General features: G+C 39.4%; 15 protein-coding genes. 2 read left to right on the top strand and 13 right to left on the bottom strand.

Annotated features, from left to right (window positions below; all coding sequences use genetic code 11):
* Positions 1-112 precede the first annotated feature (112 nt).
* The gene (locus tag ACOWPH_RS12435; RefSeq protein ID WP_015215698.1) at positions 113-1,465 is read right to left on the bottom strand and encodes an N-acetylmuramoyl-L-alanine amidase; all 1,353 of its coding nucleotides are present in this window, start codon (positions 1,463-1,465) and stop codon (positions 113-115) included.
* 342 nt (positions 1,466-1,807) lie between these two features.
* On the opposite strand from ACOWPH_RS12435, the gene dnaG reads away from it, so the two are divergent.
* Positions 1,808-3,715: a DNA primase gene (gene dnaG, locus ACOWPH_RS12440; RefSeq protein ID WP_015215699.1), complete on the top strand. Its 1,908-nt coding sequence runs from the start codon at positions 1,808-1,810 to the stop codon at positions 3,713-3,715.
* 171 nt (positions 3,716-3,886) lie between these two features.
* On the opposite strand, the gene ACOWPH_RS12445 is transcribed toward dnaG, so the two are convergent.
* From ACOWPH_RS12445 to ACOWPH_RS12500, 12 genes are all read right to left on the bottom strand, one after another.
* Positions 3,887-4,567 (bottom strand): hypothetical protein, encoded by a 681-nt coding sequence (locus tag ACOWPH_RS12445; RefSeq protein WP_015215700.1) that lies wholly within the window; start codon positions 4,565-4,567, stop codon positions 3,887-3,889.
* 148 nt (positions 4,568-4,715) lie between these two features.
* Complete coding sequence (locus ACOWPH_RS12450) at positions 4,716-5,546, bottom strand: putative bifunctional diguanylate cyclase/phosphodiesterase (protein ID WP_422665726.1); 831 nt, start codon at positions 5,544-5,546, stop codon at positions 4,716-4,718.
* Positions 5,536-6,453, bottom strand: a complete 918-nt coding sequence (locus ACOWPH_RS12455; protein WP_422665727.1) for a diguanylate cyclase domain-containing protein — start codon at positions 6,451-6,453, stop codon at positions 5,536-5,538. The genes ACOWPH_RS12450 and ACOWPH_RS12455 overlap by 11 nt, the downstream gene beginning before the upstream one ends.
* 9 nt (positions 6,454-6,462) lie before the next feature.
* The gene (locus ACOWPH_RS12460) at positions 6,463-6,885 is read right to left on the bottom strand and encodes a response regulator (RefSeq protein WP_015215702.1); all 423 of its coding nucleotides are present in this window, start codon (positions 6,883-6,885) and stop codon (positions 6,463-6,465) included.
* A gap of 202 nt (positions 6,886-7,087) precedes the next feature.
* Positions 7,088-9,994, bottom strand: a complete 2,907-nt coding sequence (locus ACOWPH_RS12465) for a PAS domain-containing sensor histidine kinase (RefSeq protein WP_015215703.1) — start codon at positions 9,992-9,994, stop codon at positions 7,088-7,090.
* Positions 9,995-10,457: 463 nt separating this feature from the next.
* Positions 10,458-11,567, bottom strand: coding sequence for a glutamate 5-kinase (gene proB / locus ACOWPH_RS12470; RefSeq protein WP_015215704.1), 1,110 nt, complete (start codon positions 11,565-11,567; stop codon positions 10,458-10,460).
* A gap of 279 nt (positions 11,568-11,846) precedes the next feature.
* Positions 11,847-12,386, bottom strand: a complete 540-nt coding sequence (locus ACOWPH_RS12475) for a YqeG family HAD IIIA-type phosphatase (protein WP_015215705.1) — start codon at positions 12,384-12,386, stop codon at positions 11,847-11,849.
* 360 nt (positions 12,387-12,746) lie between these two features.
* Entirely contained in the window at positions 12,747-13,319 is a 573-nt protein-coding gene (locus tag ACOWPH_RS12480; RefSeq protein WP_015215706.1) for a DUF3727 domain-containing protein, read from the bottom strand.
* A gap of 131 nt (positions 13,320-13,450) precedes the next feature.
* Positions 13,451-13,924: a Holliday junction resolvase RuvX gene (gene ruvX, locus ACOWPH_RS12485; protein WP_015215707.1), complete on the bottom strand. Its 474-nt coding sequence runs from the start codon at positions 13,922-13,924 to the stop codon at positions 13,451-13,453.
* Positions 13,925-13,928: 4 nt separating this feature from the next.
* Positions 13,929-15,161, bottom strand: a complete 1,233-nt coding sequence (locus ACOWPH_RS12490) for a GNAT family N-acetyltransferase (protein ID WP_015215708.1) — start codon at positions 15,159-15,161, stop codon at positions 13,929-13,931.
* A 302-nt stretch (positions 15,162-15,463) separates the two neighbouring features.
* The gene (locus tag ACOWPH_RS12495) at positions 15,464-15,664 is read right to left on the bottom strand and encodes a hypothetical protein (protein ID WP_015215709.1); all 201 of its coding nucleotides are present in this window, start codon (positions 15,662-15,664) and stop codon (positions 15,464-15,466) included.
* Between the two features lie 204 nt (positions 15,665-15,868).
* The gene (locus tag ACOWPH_RS12500; protein WP_015215710.1) at positions 15,869-16,447 is read right to left on the bottom strand and encodes a hypothetical protein; all 579 of its coding nucleotides are present in this window, start codon (positions 16,445-16,447) and stop codon (positions 15,869-15,871) included.
* Between the two features lie 430 nt (positions 16,448-16,877).
* Here ACOWPH_RS12500 and ACOWPH_RS12505 point away from each other — a divergent pair, with 430 nt between their 5' ends.
* A complete protein-coding gene (locus ACOWPH_RS12505) occupies positions 16,878-17,771 on the top strand; it encodes a phosphate/phosphite/phosphonate ABC transporter substrate-binding protein (RefSeq protein ID WP_015215711.1) in 894 nt (297 codons plus the stop codon).

A 17,771-nucleotide genomic window follows, 5' to 3' on the forward strand; every position in this document is an offset into this window, starting at 1 on the left:
GTTTCAGAGTTGAAAGCTCAGTGAAAAAAGATGTTTTTACAAAGTGTCATTATTTCAATCTCATGTTTAAAAACATGAGTTTTTTTGTTACCTGTTGCCCGTTCCCTCTGAATCAAAGTAATTTTGCTGATTCATAAAGCCTTTTAAACATCGCTTTAATTTTTGTACCATAATCTAAATCTGCTGACCATCTTCCTGATAGTTGATCAACAGAGGGAGAAATACCTCTGGTTACAAATCTAAATCGAGGATCTACTTCTTGCTGGACTAAAGGTTCTAAACTGGCGTAAGCTTTCAAATGTTGAATATGCGCTCTCACACCAATTCTGGCACTAGGAAAAGATGCTGCTTCTGTCCCACCACCTATTGCACCTAAACCTGCAAAGTTATTTTGCTGAGGTTTAATATCACTGCCAAAACGTAAAAATCCTGTTTCTAGACACATTTGGCAAAAAGCAATATCATAATTTACTCCCTCAATATTGGCTTCCTCTCGATATAGTTTTGGTATATCAGGAAATTGGACAATGGCATTTTCATTGTTGTTTTTCAGGAAGATTTGTAACTGTACTTCTGTGGTATTACCATTAGAGATAATCTGGTTTATTTGACCAGTGCAAACAGTGAGAATAGAGCGGAGATTGAGAGTAGTAGTTGCAGCATCCCAGCCAACAGAAATATTAAAATCCCGGAGTTCTATGGCTTTAATATAAACTATACGCCGATAAGTAGTACGAATGACATTAGGTGATGTAGATAAATCAATTCGCAAGCGATCTACTAAATCAATGGGTATATAAGAGTTGCCATTAATTAACACTCCTTGCTCTGGATAATTTTGACCATTTATATTAATATTAATTGGTGGATAATTTGGTTCTGGAGGTGTTCCTGGCGTTGGGTCAATTGCTCGACTCCAAGCTATTAACCCGTCAACAATTCCCAAGGCGAAATCACGGCGACGAGTTTGTAACAAATTGCGATCATCTGGACTGCTGAGAAAGCCGACTTGTATTAACATTGCAGGAACAGTTGTTTGGCGACAAAATTGCAAACTACCTAAGCCACTATCTGTATCTGGCTTAACGCCACGGTTAGGTAGTTGAGGTACACGGCGCAACAATCCCATCAGCAACATTTCTGCATTTTGCTTGCGTTGATTGTTATTAGCAATGTAGTAAGCACTAGCCCCTCTCACCGTAGGACTACTAGCAGCATCAGCTGCAATTTCTAGCGCTACATCAGTGGAACGAGCGCGAGAATTAATCCAGGTAATAGTTTGGGCAGCGCTTAAATCATCAGGAACCGATAAAATTTCAATGCTACGCGCCCTGAGTTCTGTCACAATTAAATCACGTAACAGAATCATTTCTTTGGCTTCAGTTGTACCACCTGCGATCGCACCAGGATCAATTCCCCCGGCTTCCCTTCCTCCATGCGCCGCTGAAATAAAAATACGTCCCATTTTGATTCTTCCCGTTGTTAAGCTCCAGCGTATGCAATTTTAGCGAGTATTCCCGGCTGAAAACAAGAATTATAATAGTCTTTGAAGGCGGGAGTCAGGAGTTCGGAGTTAGGAGTTCGGAGTTCGGAGTCAGGAGTCAGGAGTTAGGAGTCAGGAAGCAGGAGTTAGGAGTTCGGAGTTAGGAGTTAGGAGTTCGGAGTTCGGAGTCAGGAGGAAGAAGAGGATTTAGAATAATCTAGAACCTGAAAAAGTGTTTACCAGTCCCCAGTCCCCAATCACCAATCACCAATCCCCAATCCCCAGTCCCCAGTCCCCAGTCCCCAATCACCAATTCCTTAAAAAATGGAAATCCCTCGCTTACATCCAGACACAATTGAAGAAGTTAAACTCCGGGCTGATATTGTCGATGTTGTCTCGGAATATGTGGTATTGCGGAAGCGAGGGAAAGATTTTGTCGGTTTATGTCCTTTCCATGATGAGAAAAGCCCCAGTTTCACCGTTAGCCCCAGCAAGCAAATGTTTTATTGCTTCGGTTGTCAAGCTGGAGGTAACGCCATTAAGTTTGTCATGGATTTGGGGAAAAGGCACTTTACGGAAGTAGTATTAGACTTAGCACGACGTTACCAAGTACCTGTACAAACCTTAGAACCTGAGCAAAAACAAGAATTACAGCGCCAGTTGTCTTTGCGTGAACAGTTGTATGAAGTTTTAGCTTCCACCGCCCAGTTTTATCAACACGCTCTTAGACATACCCAGCAACAAAAGGTGATGCAGTATTTGCGTGAAAATCGCCAACTCAGAGAAGAAACAATTCAACAATTTGGTTTAGGTTATGCTCCCGCAGGTTGGGAAACCCTGCATCGGTATTTGGTGGAAGATAAACATTATCCAGTACAACTGGTGGAAAAAGCGGGTTTGATTAAACCGAGGAAAGAAGGGGGCGGTTATTATGATGTATTCCGGGATAGGCTGATGATTCCTATCCGCGACGTACAAGGGAGAGTTATTGCGTTTGGTGGGAGAACGCTGACAGAAGAACAACCAAAATATTTAAATTCCCCGGAAACCGAACTTTTCAGTAAAGGTAAAACCTTATTTGCGCTAGATCAAGCCAAAGATGGTATTGCTAAACTAGATCAAGCTGTGGTGGTTGAGGGATATTTTGATGCGATCGCTCTCCATGCTGCGGGAATTAACAACGCCGTCGCTTCTCTAGGTACAGCATTAAGCATAGAACAAGTCAGACTGCTATTGCGTTACACCGATTCCAAACAACTAATACTCAACTTTGATGCCGATAAAGCGGGAACCAACGCCGCCGAAAGAGCGATCGGTGAAATTGCCACATTAGCTTACAAAGGCGAAGTGCAGTTAAAAATTCTTAACTTACCCAATGGTAAAGATGCTGACGAATATTTACAAAGTCATACATCAGCAGATTATCAGCAACTATTAGCAACCGCCCCACTATGGTTAAATTGGCAGATTGACCAAATTATTCAAAATAGAGATTTAAGACAAGCTACTGACTTTCAACAAGTCACGCAACAAATAGTTAAACTCTTGCAAAATATAGTTAATGGTGATACTCTTAATTACTACATTTCCTACTGTGCAGAAATACTCAGCTTAGGGGACTCTAGAATTATCCCCCTACGAGTTGAAAATCTACTAACTCAAATTGCACCCGCTAGTGTGCAAACTCCACCATCGCGGTTCCGCAAACAGGAGTCTAAAACGCCAAAGCTATCTCTAGTAAATACCGAACGTAGTTTATTAGAACAAGCCGAGGCGTTATTATTACAAATTTATCTCCATTGTCCAGAACAGCGTCAGCTAATAATTAATGAATTAGAAGAAAGAAATTTAGAATTAAGCCTTACTCATCACCGTTTTTTATGGCTACAGATTTCAGAATTAACAGATGAAGCTGATTTAATTTCCAATTTACAAAACAGGTATTTAGAATTATCCGAAGAATTGGGATTGATTTCGCATTTATTCCATTTGAATGAAAAAACTAACAAAGAAATACTGCGTACTCCCCAAGTAGTTCAAGCAACGCTGGCTTGTATGGAAATAGTCTTGAGAGAAAAACGTTATCGTCACTTTATGGAATTGTGGGAGAATATTGATATCCAAGCAGAACCAGATAAATATAAATCTTATGCAGATGCCATATATGCAGAGAAAATGCGGATACAAGAATTAGATAAACAACGTCAATTTCCCATTACTGAATTACTATAAAATAATTTGTAATTCTTATCTAACTTTTCTTCCTGATTCCTAAATTCTGACTCTTTTTATAGCCTTTCCCACTCTAGTAAGATACAAAATTACCAATCCCCAACCCTCCCCTTACCAAGGGGAGGGTGCGCGACAGCGCGGGTGGGGTGTATTTCATGAGCTTGGGAATTGCTATATATCTATTGTTTCTGAGCCAATGAGGTTAGCTGCTTCTTGTAAAAGCTGCTGTTGTTCTTTTTGAATTGATTCTAAACGATGAGAAATTTCTGCTAATCTTTGTTGTTTATTTTGGTAAGTTATTCCATCCGGCGTTACTACGGAAATATAATTATTTTCGTTAGTATCTGTAATTTTCGCTAACTGGAAATTACCAAATTTGTTTAATGACAAAAAAATAGTTTTAAATAAAGCTTGAATCAATTGAAAGGGAATTTTTAAAATAGACCAACTAGCAGTTTCAATTAAATGGATGATTCCTTTAAATATGCTCCAAGTAAAAGCGATTATAAATAGCAGAATTACTAAAGTTATAATGGGGTGATTACTTGCCCAACCGAGTATTTGTAAAATCCATAAAAATGTTGGGTGTTGCGTTATTAAATCTTTGACAGAATGAGTAATTACATTTTCAATTGTTTCTGATGTGGTATTTTTAATTTGTGTAGCGGTTTGCCAACTATCCTCTAAAGAACCTTTAGCTTGATCTAAAGTTGTCGTAATTTTATTAATTGCCTGATCAGTTTTATAATCTGCTGTTTCTTTGAAAGACTTACCAAGTTGCTGTGCTGATTGACTGAAAGAGTGAACATTATTTTTTAATATTTGCAAGTTTGTATTTATTGGAAGTTCCATAAAACATATTACTAGAATGAAAGTTGAGTCAAAAATTAATTTTGAGCCTGTTTCACAATCATAACGCTATTCAATATTTCTGCAATCATTGTTATATCCGATTCATATTAGTGAGAATAATTACTTGTAGTAAACCAATTACCAATTACTATTTACCCAATAGATCGATAGCAAAGCCTATTTCTTTGTTTGCTTTTTGCAGCCATTGAGAGAGGAGAGATGATGGCATTGGCTGAGAAAATAGATAGCCTTGTCCATATTTGCAGCCAAGCGATCGCAAACGCTTCATCTGTGCGACTGTTTCCACACCTTCGGCAATCACATCTAAACCTAGAGTATGAGCTAAAGTGATAATTGCTTGCACAATTCCCAAGTTCTGCTCATCTCTATCTATTCGCGATACAAAAGAGCGATCAATTTTGAGAGTATCAACAGGCAAATCGCGTAAATAAGACAAAGAAGAATAACCAGTACCAAAATCATCAATGCTAATTTGGATACCTGCTGCGCGAAATTCTTCTAAACTGGCGATAACTGTTTGCGTGTTGTTCATCAGCGTACTCTCTGTAATTTCCAGCTTGAGTGTGATTTGATGTAAATTCAGAGACTGATAATGATGAATAATGTTGGGAACTACACCTATTTCATTTAACTGTACCCCTGATAGATTTATTGACAAACTTAGAGGTAGATCATCTAAAAACTGATTTTGCCAAATAGTTAACTGTTGGCAAGCATTTTCTAAAATCCATTCGCCCAGGGGAATAATTAGCCCAGTTTGTTCCGCTAAGGGGATGAATTGAATCGGTGAAATCCATCCTTGTTCTGGATGGTGCCAGCGAATCAAAGCTTCAAATCCCACTACTTTGTAAGGATGAAGGGAAATAATGGGTTGATAAAAAAGTTGTAACTGTTGTTTGCTGATTGCTTGCCTTAGTTCAGTTTCCATCTGCAATCGCTCTAAAGCTCTAGTTTGCATACTGCGATTGTATACAACCGTGGGATATTGTAATCCCTGTTCTTTCGCAGTGTAGTTGGCCGTTTCTGCTGCCCGCATAAAACTCTTCCGGTTCATCAAAGCCAAGACTAGAATCTACAACACCAATTGTAATAGAGGCATAAATTACAAAACCTTCTAGCGCGAAGGGAGGATCTATGACTCGATGCATTTCTATTGCGTGGGTTTCTGCTTCGCTTACATGATTGATATTTCCTAGTATTAATATAAATTCATCCTTGCCCATTTTTGCTAAGTAGTCACCAGGACGTAAGCTGGCTTGCAGACGGTTTGCGACTTCAATTAGCAGTTGTTCACTTTTAATGTGTCCAAAGCCATATTTAATTTTGCGATATTGGTCAATATTTATAAATAGAACCGCAAATTTATAGCACTTGAGGATTTGCTTTCGTAAAATATTTAAGACTGCATTGCGATTAGGTAAGCCGGTTAATTCATCATAAAATGCTAAAAATTTGACTTTCTCTAATGCCTGTTTACGTTCACATCGTACCTTAGCTTCTCGCAATTCTCTTTCAATAGCTGGAGCAAGCCTTGTTAAGTTATGCTTGAGCAAATAATCATGAGCGCCATCTCTCATTAATTTAACAGCTATTTCTTCCCCGATTGAACCGGAGACAACGATAAAAGGAGTATCCAATTTTCGCAGTTTGATCAAACTGAGTGCAGCCACAGCACTAAATTGAGGCATAGAATAATCTGTTAAAATTACATCCCATTCTTGAGATTCAAGAGCGGCTATCATTGCTTCAATCGTGTCAACTCGTTGATAAACTACTTTGTAATTTGCCGCTTCCAATTCTAAGACCATTAATTCTGCATCGTCTAAATTATCTTCAACAATGAGAATTTTAATTTGCTCAGTCATAAAAATTCTTTATTGGGTTAGGGGCGAAGGACTGTTGAGAACCAACCAGTACATTCCTAGCTGTTGCATGACACTCACAAATTGGTCGTAATCGACTGGTTTGCGGATATAGCTGTTGCAACCCAAACCGTAGCCTTGAAGACGATCACTCTCTTCATTAGAGGTCGTCAAAATCACAATAGGTAACAATCTAGTCCGAGAATTAGCACGAATTTGCCGAAGAACTTCTAATCCGTCGATACGGGGTAGCTGTAAATCTAACAGAATCAAGTCAGGTAGAGTATTTTCTGCAAATAGATAATTAATTGCTTCAACGCCGTCTCTAGCAATTACGACATTTTCTTGTAGCCCCGTTCGCTCAAATGCAAGTAATGTTAGTTCTATATCATCAGGATTGTCCTCAATAATCAGTAGTGTATTTTTTGTGGTCATATGATCTTGGAGTATATCGTATGTTTCACAATAATATTAGGATGGCTATTTTTTTTTTACTAAGGAAGTTTTACTGAGCTTATATTGAAGATTTGCTAAAGTTGTAGCAATATCAAAATCTAAAAATGAGGGGATGATTTCATAAATAGTCTCTTAGTAGGAGATCAAAATATATTGATGAATATCCGAACTTAATCTTTTATTAACCTGGCAAAGTAAAGTGAAAAATGGCTCCCTCTCCGACCACTCCATTAGCCCAGATATAGCCACCATGGCGGAAAATGACTCTTTGCACAGTTGCTAAACCAATTCCTGTACCTGGAAATTCTTCGATAGTATGAAGACGTTGGAATGGTTGAAAAAGTTTGTTTACATAAACTTCATTAAAACCAACTCCATTGTCGCGCACAAAATATGTTATGTTTGTCCCATTTTCGTTATGTGAAGCTGTACAGCTGAATTCGATTTGTGACTGTATTTTAACGGATGTAAACTTCCACGCGTTATTGAGAAGATTTTCCATGACTATTCTCAACAGTCGGGGATCACCAGTGACGGTAAGATGAGGGGAAATTAGCCATTCTACCTGTCGTTCAGGATTGCTTTCGCTGAGTTCTTGAGCGATTTCTTGAGCGATCGCACTCAGGTTAAGTTGAGTATGTCGCATCTGAGAGCGTGTTACTCTTGAAAGTTGCAGCAAATCATCAATTAGCTCTCCCATTCGTTGTGTTCCCGCCCGAATGCGAGTTAGATAGTGCTTACCTTTATCGTCTAACTGATCCTGATAACGTTCTAGCAATGTTTTACTAAAGCCATCTAAACCGCGTAATGGGGCGCGGAGATCATGGGAAACAGAATAAGAAAATGCTTCTAGTTCTTTGTTGGCTGCGGTGAGTTGGGCTGTGCGTTGTTGCACTCGCGTCTCTAGTTGTTCATTCAGTTCTTGGATTTCCCTTTCAGCTTGTTTGCGATTTGTGATGTCAGTACAAGTTCCTACCCACTCGCAGTTAGAGCCGTCAGTCTTCAGAACAGGTACAGCCCGCACCCAAAAATAGCGATATTCACCATTTTTGGACTGAATGCGGCATTCATTTTCAAACAACTCGCTCTTTTGCAGAGCCTTAGACCAAGCTTGTTTTGTGCGTTCTCTGTCCTCAGGATGAATGGCATATTGCCAGTTCCATCCTTGATATTCTAGAAAAGATTGACCAGTAAAAGCCTGCCAACTTTCCTGGGGAGTAATAAATTGCCCATGAGGATCGGTGATCCAAATAACTTGGGCTGTTGCTTCTACCAAAGAACGGTAGCGCTCTTCACTTTGTTGGACAGCAATTTCTGCTAGTTTGCGTTCAGTGATATCCGCAGCAATTCCTGCATGACGCAATATTGTTCCCGATAGGCTATAAATAGGGAAAACACGAGCAAAAATCCAACGTATTTCCCCCTGGGGGCGAATGATGCGATATTCTGCTTCCAGCGGTTCTCCTTGAATCAGACGTTCGCAAGCCGCTAAGATGCGATCGCAATCATCTGGGTGTATAGACTCACTCCAAGAATTCGGGTTTTGGTAGAGGCTTTGGCAACTCCGTCTCCATATCTGTTCATAGCCAGGACTGATATATAAAATCTGGCTCAAATCAGCGGAGTTGATATGAAAGACTTCATGAATATTTTCGGCTAGTTCCCGAAACTTAGCTTCACTTTCCCCTAGGGCTTCTTGTGTGTGTTTGAGAGAGGTAATCTCGGTGATAAATCCTTGAATGGTTGGTATTTGTCCATCAATGGATGTTTCTATGCCTTTTTCCCATAACCATTTTTCTTCACCACATTGAGTCCGAATGCGATACTCTATTTCGTAAGAACTGTTTTGCTCTATGGCTATTTGGATGGCAGCGACAATTTTGGGTATATCTTCTGGAACAATCAAATCTTGTAATGTGCGATCGCTATAACTAGATATATCTGTTCTGCTGCAACCGATAATAGATAAATAACCATCACTTAAACTATGAATTAAGCACTCATCATCAACACTGCGAGAAAAAACAATTCCCGGTAAAGTATTAATTAGATTTGATAACTGGCGACGACCATCTTTCAAAGCCTGATTTGCGGCCTCTAATTGAGCCGTGCGCTCATGGATTTTTGTTTCTAAATTTTCATAAGCTTCTTGGAGTGCTTGTTGAGCATTTTGATATTTATGATCACTCGTATTCAGATATCTAGCATTCCACCAAACTACTACACCAAGAACAAAAATATTAATAATAGCTCGCAATAAAAATCCAATCTCCCCAGGGATAACATTACTTCGGTAAGCTGACAAAAATAATCCTGAACTTAGAATAGGGACACCGATTACCACAGGTAACAGGCGACGGGCGATCACTCCACCAAAGTACGGACTCATCACTGTTTGCATCCAGCCATTTTCTGGACTACTCAATATAATACCTAACCCCAACAACAAAAATGTGACGCTGGTATGCACTGCCATACCAGTAAAGGGCGCTAGGCTATAAAAAGAGCTAATTCCAAATAGATAGCCAATCAGCCCGAATAAAGCAGTGAAAAAACTGCCTACAGCAAAACTTTGGGCGACACTCATCAGCCTGTATTGCAGTAAAATTAGAGCTGAACCAAGCCAAAAAAAGCACAGGGCTGTATTTGGTGCCATCCGTCCAGGATGGTAAGTATCAACAGCATTAATATCTTCTTTAATTAGCAATTGATCAATTCCTAAATTGATGTTGAAGCCATACTGAATTAGAGTTAGCAAACCAACCAGTACGACAAGCCCCGCAAAAACCTGAGAGAGTAATTGCACATGAGATGATTGCTTCTGCTGGTTATTTTGATGCCATAACCATAAAGATATTCCACTGAAGATAAAACCCAGTGCAGTGTTTACTTTCATTGTGATCAATCGTGGCTCTAAAGTTTTGAGGAACTCCAGATTAAAAACCCATCCTATTAAAACCACTAAACCAATAAAAGCAGTTGTTAAAGCCAGTTGATTAGAGAGATTAGAAGCCGCTAAATGAAGCTTTGTTTTGTGTATTCTGGTTACATCCATTTTGTCCAGGTTAGGATACAGGGAAAATTCCATATACTTATCTAAATCAAATTAATTTGGGCTTATAACCATCGAATTCAAAATAACTACGCTAAATAAAATTATCACTATATCCTTAGCAACATTTTTAATCTATCTTTAGAAATATTTTTTAATTAGGAATTGGGGATTAGGAAAATTTGAATAGGGTTTTGTCCTGATACGTAAAAATACACTGGACAAATTCAGTACCATGGTATCAATACCATAGTACGTCTTTATCAGACACATACATAATGTAAGTATATGAATCCGGTTTGATTCCTGTTCGCGGTAGCGTGCCGTAGGCATATTTACTTGTGTAGTCAGGGAGCAGGAAAGACAGAATGGATACCTACTGAGTCTTGTATCAAACGATCAAAAATCAAATAGGAGTCCTCTAGGTGGGCAGAATCAAACCAAACTGTGTAAAGAAAAGTCTAGAAAAACGCTGCGAACCTCTGCGTTTAAAATAGTCCTAAATCAACACCAAATTATCCCGATGAATCACAGTTTCTGCACCCGCATAACCCAAAATTCCTGCAATATCCCGCGAATGACAACCACAAATTTTTTGTAAATCTTCGCTGTTATAGTTAACCAATCCTCTGGCAATTTCGTTACCATGACGATCGCACAACTGCACTGCTTCCTGATTCCCAAACTCCCCTTCTACAGCCTTAATTCCCGCAGCTAACAAAGATTTTCCCGCTTGCAAGATGGCATTTATCGCCCCATCATCTAAATATAATTTACCCGTAGGCACTAAACCATAAGCTATCCAGCGTTTCCTCGCTGAAGTTGGTTCTGGTTGGGGTTGAAAATGCGTTCCTATAGCTTCCCCTTGAATAATTTTTTCAATATTGCGCGGAAAACGTCCTTGAGTAATTACAGTTCTCACTCCAGCTGCGATCGCAATTCTAGCAGCCGAAATCTTTGTCACCATCCCCCCAGTACCCCACTGTGAACCCTGTCCCCCAGTTTGGATTTGTAATTCTGCCAATTCTTTCATATTACTAATTAAAGAAATAGGACGGGCATCTGGTACAGTACGAGGATCGGCTGAATACAATCTATCCACATCTGTCAGCAAAAATAACCAATCTGCCTCCACTAAACTGGCAACTAAAGCGGAAAGGGTGTCGTTATCACCAAATTTTAATTCCTCTACAGCAACGGTATCATTTTCATTTACCACCGGAATTACACCCAGCCCCAATAATTCCTGAAAAGTATTATAGGCATTAAGATAACGACTACGTTGTACTAAATCCGCCCTAGTTAATAATACTTGAGCTATAGGCTGTTCTAAAGTACTAAATAAATCATCATAAATACGCATGAGCCGACCTTGGCCAACTGCTGCTACAGCTTGTTTGAGAGCGATCGCTTTCGGACGTTCTGTTAAACCCAGACGCGCACAACCCACACCCACCGCACCAGAGGAAACCAAAATCACATTATGCCCTTGATGCCTTAAATAGCAAAGAGTTTCCGTCAAAGTAGCAATAGTAGAAAGGGCTAATTGTCCTGTTTCTGGTTGAGTGAGGCTAGAAGTGCCGATTTTTACAACTATTGTTTTAGTCATTAGTCATTAGTCATTAGTTATTAGTCATTAGTCGGTTACTTACCCATTACCCATTACCAGCCTCAACTAGATGACTTGCAACTTGGGTAAATACCTAAAAAATTGTACAGCGCCAATCCCTCTATAGTGAAGGCTGACGCTGTACGGGTTTATATTTATCTGTTATCGACTAGGGTCTTTGTTAGCTGACCCTGATGTTATTAGTATATATAATCTCTGATTTTCAGGAAACTTTAAGATTTCTTAAGGATTTCTTTAGATTTAGTTTCCTGATGATTGCTAATCTTTGTGAACCTTCTCTTGCTTGGGAATAATAGATGCGCCTAATATCTCCGATATCCAGACTTCAAAGTTACGGATGGGATGAGAACGGAGGGCAGCATCAGCATGGACAATCGGTTCAACTAAAATAGTAAACATACCCAGACGATTACCTGCGATCACATCAGTAAACAAGCGATCGCCTACCATACCCACCTGATTTACAGGTAAATTCATTCCTTGAAGCGCAGATCGAATTTTACGCCGTGAAGGTTTAGCAGCACCCAGGTAATAAGGTAAGTTAAGGGAACGGGCAATACTCCCAATTCGGGATTCACTCAGGTTATTGCTGACTAAACACAGTGCAGCACAAGCGCGGATTTCTTCTACCCAATCTCGCAGTTCTGAGGAAGCCTCCTTGACTGTAATTGGTACTAAAGTTTCATCCACATCCAAAACTAGCCCTTTTAGCCCATATTGCTGGATAATATCTGGAGTCAAGTTCAATACTGAACCCTCTAAAATCAAGTCAGGCTGTAAGACATTGTTCCAAGTCATAATAATTTTAGATTTTGGATTTTGAATTGGAAATACTGATCCTAAAAGAATGTTTGAAAAGTGGTTGCTGATGTATTAAAAACTTGAGATCCTCCTAAATCCTCCTTTTTAAGGAGAACTTTGAATCTAGTTCCCCTTGTTAAGGGGGGTTAGGGGGGATTAGCAAGTGTCTAAAATTACCAACCAAAACTTTTCAAACACTCTTTAATAACTGCAACATCTTACGAATAAAATTCCACTACTAATCAAGCAATTCACATAACGTGAGCAGTTCGATTAGCAATGGAAAATTTTAAAATTGAAACTTCCTTAATTAAAGATTGCTCTTTTTAATTCTTAGGATTTAAATTTCAACTCTGATTATTCAACCTCATTAAATAGATGTTCTTCTAGCAGCGGTTGAACTTTGCGAAACTCTTCAGGAGAGAGCAATTCGGGCTTGCCAGTATTAGTGATCCGGGCAAAAAACAACAGCGGATCAAGAGGAGTATAAATTGCATACTCCTGATTTTCATGATAGAAGCTGGCGAGTAACTGAAGTTGTTCTGGTTCTAAATCGGCCTCATCATCTTCGATTTCTAAAGTGAAGAGTTCTGATTCTTCTACCGGAGGTAACTCACCTGCCACTGTCAAAGCATAGGCAGTGTTTTTAATGATCAGGTTTTGCTCAGAGAGGACAGCTTGGGCAGTGCTAAAAATTTTGTCAATTGTAGCATCGTCTTCCACTAAAACGGCTTCTTCCTCTTCACCCTCATCTTGCCAAGCAAAGATTTCAATAGGTGAATCTACTGGTAGAAGCAAAACATATTCTTGTTCATCGACCGAGAGCGAATGCTCAATATAACATTCAAGCGATCGCTCTTTGTCATCTGTCAAAGTGATAGAACCAGAATTAGCGTGATCATTTTCTTCAGAAAATTCAGAGGAATACATAGTCACATTATGTAAATTTATCAATATCCCTAACTATGGCATTTATTGGACTGTGATATGGCAGTCAATGTCAACCAAAAATCTGGATATGCAGCTGAGTAATAGTTTTCAGAATACCATGTTAAAAGGTATCAATCCTCAACAAATGCTACTGATCTTTTGGTCGCACTACGTCTAGCATCTAACCATTGTTGCAAAATCAAAGCAGCAGCCTTGCGGTCAATCAGTCCCTTATTCCGTGACGGAGAACGGTTTTCAGCAATAATCAGTTGTTCTGCTTGATAAGAAGTTAATCGCTCATCCATATATTCCATAGGCAATTGCAGCGATTCAGACAGTCTTTTAGCAAATTTCTGCACATGACGAGCCTGAAAACCTAAAGAGCCATCCATTGAATATGGTAGCCCAACAACTAAAAGTTGCACTTGGCGCTCATTAACTATTTGTTGTATTTGCTCAACATCCTCTTTAAAGGATCTGCGCTCAATCGTCATAATACCTGTAGCAATCAAACCCGTACCATCACACCCTGCTAGACCAATGCGTTTACTACCAACATCTAATCCCAAGGCTGATATAAAAGACTTTGATTGCTGCTGAGGCATCACGCTAATTGTTCTCCTGTATTGGGTCAGTTTGTTCAGATTGGCTAGATGCGTCCATATTAAAGTTATGGCTACCAAAAGGAACAATTTCTGATTTAACTGGTATTGGTCTGTCTGACTTGGGCTGCTGTTGTTTGGGAACCCATGACATCCCGCCTGGTATCGGCTTACGTGCTGGTTGTAGTCCTTGGAGTACTTCCGGCCACTGAATTCCTTCTAAGGATACCAATTTTGATTCCCGGATTTTATGCCAAACCGAGCGCGACATAATCAGAGTATGTTCTATGCGCTTGGCTCCGATTCTCTCTAAATATTCTTCACGTTCTGGTTGATAATCGGAAGAAGCCAGTTGCAAACCTTGCTGAGGAAAATCTTGAGCAATACGGGCTAGTTGAGACAACATTTCTGGATACAACCAAGTATAAGCCGGGTGAACCGTCAAAGTTGCTACATGAGGATTTTCGCCCTTACGGTCAAGTTGCACTTGAAAATGACCAATCGCGGCTTTGCGTTGGGGTTCAAACACATAGCCACTAACGACTTCAGTTTTAGTCATCCACTGTTTGACTGCATCCGAAAGAACGCCAAATAAACTGGTTTTAAAGTCGTGGGTGTGTCGGTCAAACACCTGACGTACCAAAGGCGGCATTGATGCTGTATCTAGTTGATATAGCAATGGTGCATCAGCATTACTTACTGGTAAAAGATTAGGTAAGTCTGGTTCTGCTAGTGCTAATTCAACCAACAACTCTGGGCTAATTTCCCAGTATGTCATTTCTGCTAACCGCTGAAATCCATTTTGCCGATACAGCGCTAATGCTTCAATGTCATTGATATTAACTTCTAATAGCCAGGTGCGAGCTTCTAAAATTGATTCAAAGCAATGGCGTAAAAGTTGAGAGCCTACACCTTGCTTGTCAGCAGTCTGGTCTAACATCACCCTATCAATTCGCCAAGTGCTGCGGGTGCGGTTAAATGGTGACACTTGAATCATCCCCAAAAGCATCCGCCCTTGTTCTGCAACGTAACCACAGAAGCGATATTGTAATGGGTTGGGGAACCAACTCAAAAACTTGAGTAACCCAAACCAATGGCGCAGCCATTCCATCGTGCAAGAAGCTCTCTTAGGAGAGAGGGCTGCGAATGAATCTTGAGTTAGGCGTTCAATACCGTCCAAATCTCGGTATTGAACTGGTCGAATTATAACGCTGAGGTTTCGAGGAAGTAGTGAATTCATTTTGATTCAAGCCGCCATTTAGCCTTTACTAATTGCGATTGGTGAGGTACTGCTGCAATCATCTTAACGGCTTTCTGCTCCTAGCTATTGCTCCAAAAGAGTGATTTTTGTAACTTAATACCAAAAAAGCATAAAAAGCAGAGATTGTGAGTACACCATTGGTGTAGAGACAACAATATCTGCTCCTATTTTATGGGAATTCCGGTTGAAATTCTGTGTAATAGACACAGGAGTAAAAAATAATCCTGCCTTGCTCGAAACCCTTTGTAGGGAAAATACCCTTCGGGAAATGGCTACTGCTTCTATAAACCTTGCCGAGAAACTAGCTTTTCAAAGTTGGCTTGGGTTTGATGGAGTAGTTGTTGACGACTATCTTCTATTGTCTGTTTGAGGGTTGGAACCAGATTGCGAGCTTGAAGCGTCATGTGCAACTGTAGATGAGCTACGTATTCGCTGATATCTTGGTTTTCTACAACTGCGCCCGTTAGTAAGTTGGATTCCATTGCCACTGTTTTCCCCTTGATAAATTTTGTACAAATTTATAACATGATCAAAACTTATCATGTTGTTGGGTCTAGCTTGTTAATTTGCAACGAAGTGTAATGGTTATTTACACTAGGTCATTATTTTAAAGCTACTGCTATGCTGCGTTATAGAATGTTAAGGGCATATTGCAATACGCCCCTACTTGTGAATTTCGCTATAAATTACCACTTTTCTAGCCAATAGACAATTTCTGAAGCTGAACTATCAATGGCTACTCCATAGCTTTTACCATGATTCCATTTGAAACCAGGTTGTCCTTGAGCCTGTGCCTTTAATACTAATATTTCATAAGTATTGGGAAAGGCTTCAGTTTTGGATTCACCAGTATAAAAAAATGTGGTAGGCACACCGTTTGCTTGTTGGCTATGGTCGTTTGTATCACCTCCTTGATATTGATGCGAAGCAATTTTACTGTATTTAGAAAGTAATTTTTGAATTTGTTCAGGAGGCTGTTGAAAACGAATTTGTAAAAAACTACTTCCTTGCATCAAACCCAGAGAGTAAGCCATTCGCACAGCTTTGGCATCATCTGGTATTGTGAGGGGAAAGTGTTTGATTGGCTCAATATCCGACCAGTTTTGATTACGAATTTCAGGATAGCGTGATGCATCAGTAATTATTTGTGCTGTTTCAGTTTTGCTAGCAGCTTTAGTGAGGAGAAAACTGCCAGCAATTACACTCAAGCTACCAAAAGAGAATAAAACTATTGTGGCGATTTTTACAAGAAGAGATTTCTTCATTTAATTGGGTGAATCTAGCTTGTAGATTAATATCCCAACTATTAAAACTATAGTCCTGATAATTTTGAATCTGTCTGCCAATATATTGACAAAAATCCTGATTTTTATATTATTCTGCGTGATTAAAGAACTATGGCAATTTTGTAAGAATTCAGGAGTCAGAATTCAGAATGCTTATGAAATCAAGAATAAAAAGAGGCAAGATTTCAGGACTTACGCAACTGGCACATTTTTTTATGATTAATGAATCAATTACTATAATAATAACCTTGCCTTAACCTTACGAGTTGCTACGGTGAGGTATAATAATGCGGTGATTTAAGTAACAAATTAATACCAAATTTTAATAAATCCATGAATCTTCCCAATTAGAGATTGGCGAAATAGACCTGAAAAAATTACCCGTTATAACCATAATTGAATTTAATGTATGAAACGCCGTAAGTTGATATGGTATTCTTTACTTTTTACTGTCGGTTGTGCATCTGGGATTAATACTGCTGATGATACGCCAGATCAGTTAGCAGTTACAGCGCCGAAAAAATTAAGATTTGCAGTTACAGATGTGACTGGGCTTGAAGATTTGCAGCGTGATTTTGGAGCCTTTCGCACGGCTTTATCAGAAGTATTAGGTATACCTATTGAATTTTTCCCTGTGGATAATCCTACGGCGGCCGCACCTGCTTTGCTATCGGGAGAGGTGGATATTGTGTTTGCTGGCCCTTCAGAATACTTAGTTTTAAATGCCAGAGCCAAAGCCATTCCTGTAGTTGCAATTAAGCGCATTAACTATCATTCAATTATTTTAGTGCGTGCCAATAGCCCCATTAAATCAGTAAGTCAATTAAAAGGCAAAACAATTGCTATGCGAAGTATTGGTTCAACTTCTGGCCATCTTTCTCCTATGAAGTTGCTCATTGATGCGGGATTAGATCCAAATACAGACTTCAAAATTGTGATGTTAAACGATAAGGGTATAGTCGCTTTAAAAAAAGGAGAAGTTGATGCCTGGGCAGTTGCATCGGATAGATACCAGAATATTCTAGCAAGTGAAGGCTTGTCTGAGCAGGATTTTTCTATAATTGTTACAGGGCCATTACTGCCTAGTGATGTATTTGTGGTTAGTAACCAGATGGCAGCTGATTTTGTAGAAACCGTGCGATCGCGTATGATGGCAAATCAGGATAAACTGATTCAGAGTCTGTTAGTTGCTCCAGCTAACCAAAAATATCAAGGAGGGCAGCTAGTTAGAACCGACGATTCGGAATATAATATGATTCGTGAAGTTTATCAAAAACTTGGACAGGGAAATTTTTTACAATAA

The sequence above is a fragment of the Anabaena sp. PCC 7938 genome, from assembly GCF_049315035.1.
Classification (GTDB): domain Bacteria; phylum Cyanobacteriota; class Cyanobacteriia; order Cyanobacteriales; family Nostocaceae; genus Anabaena; species Anabaena cylindrica.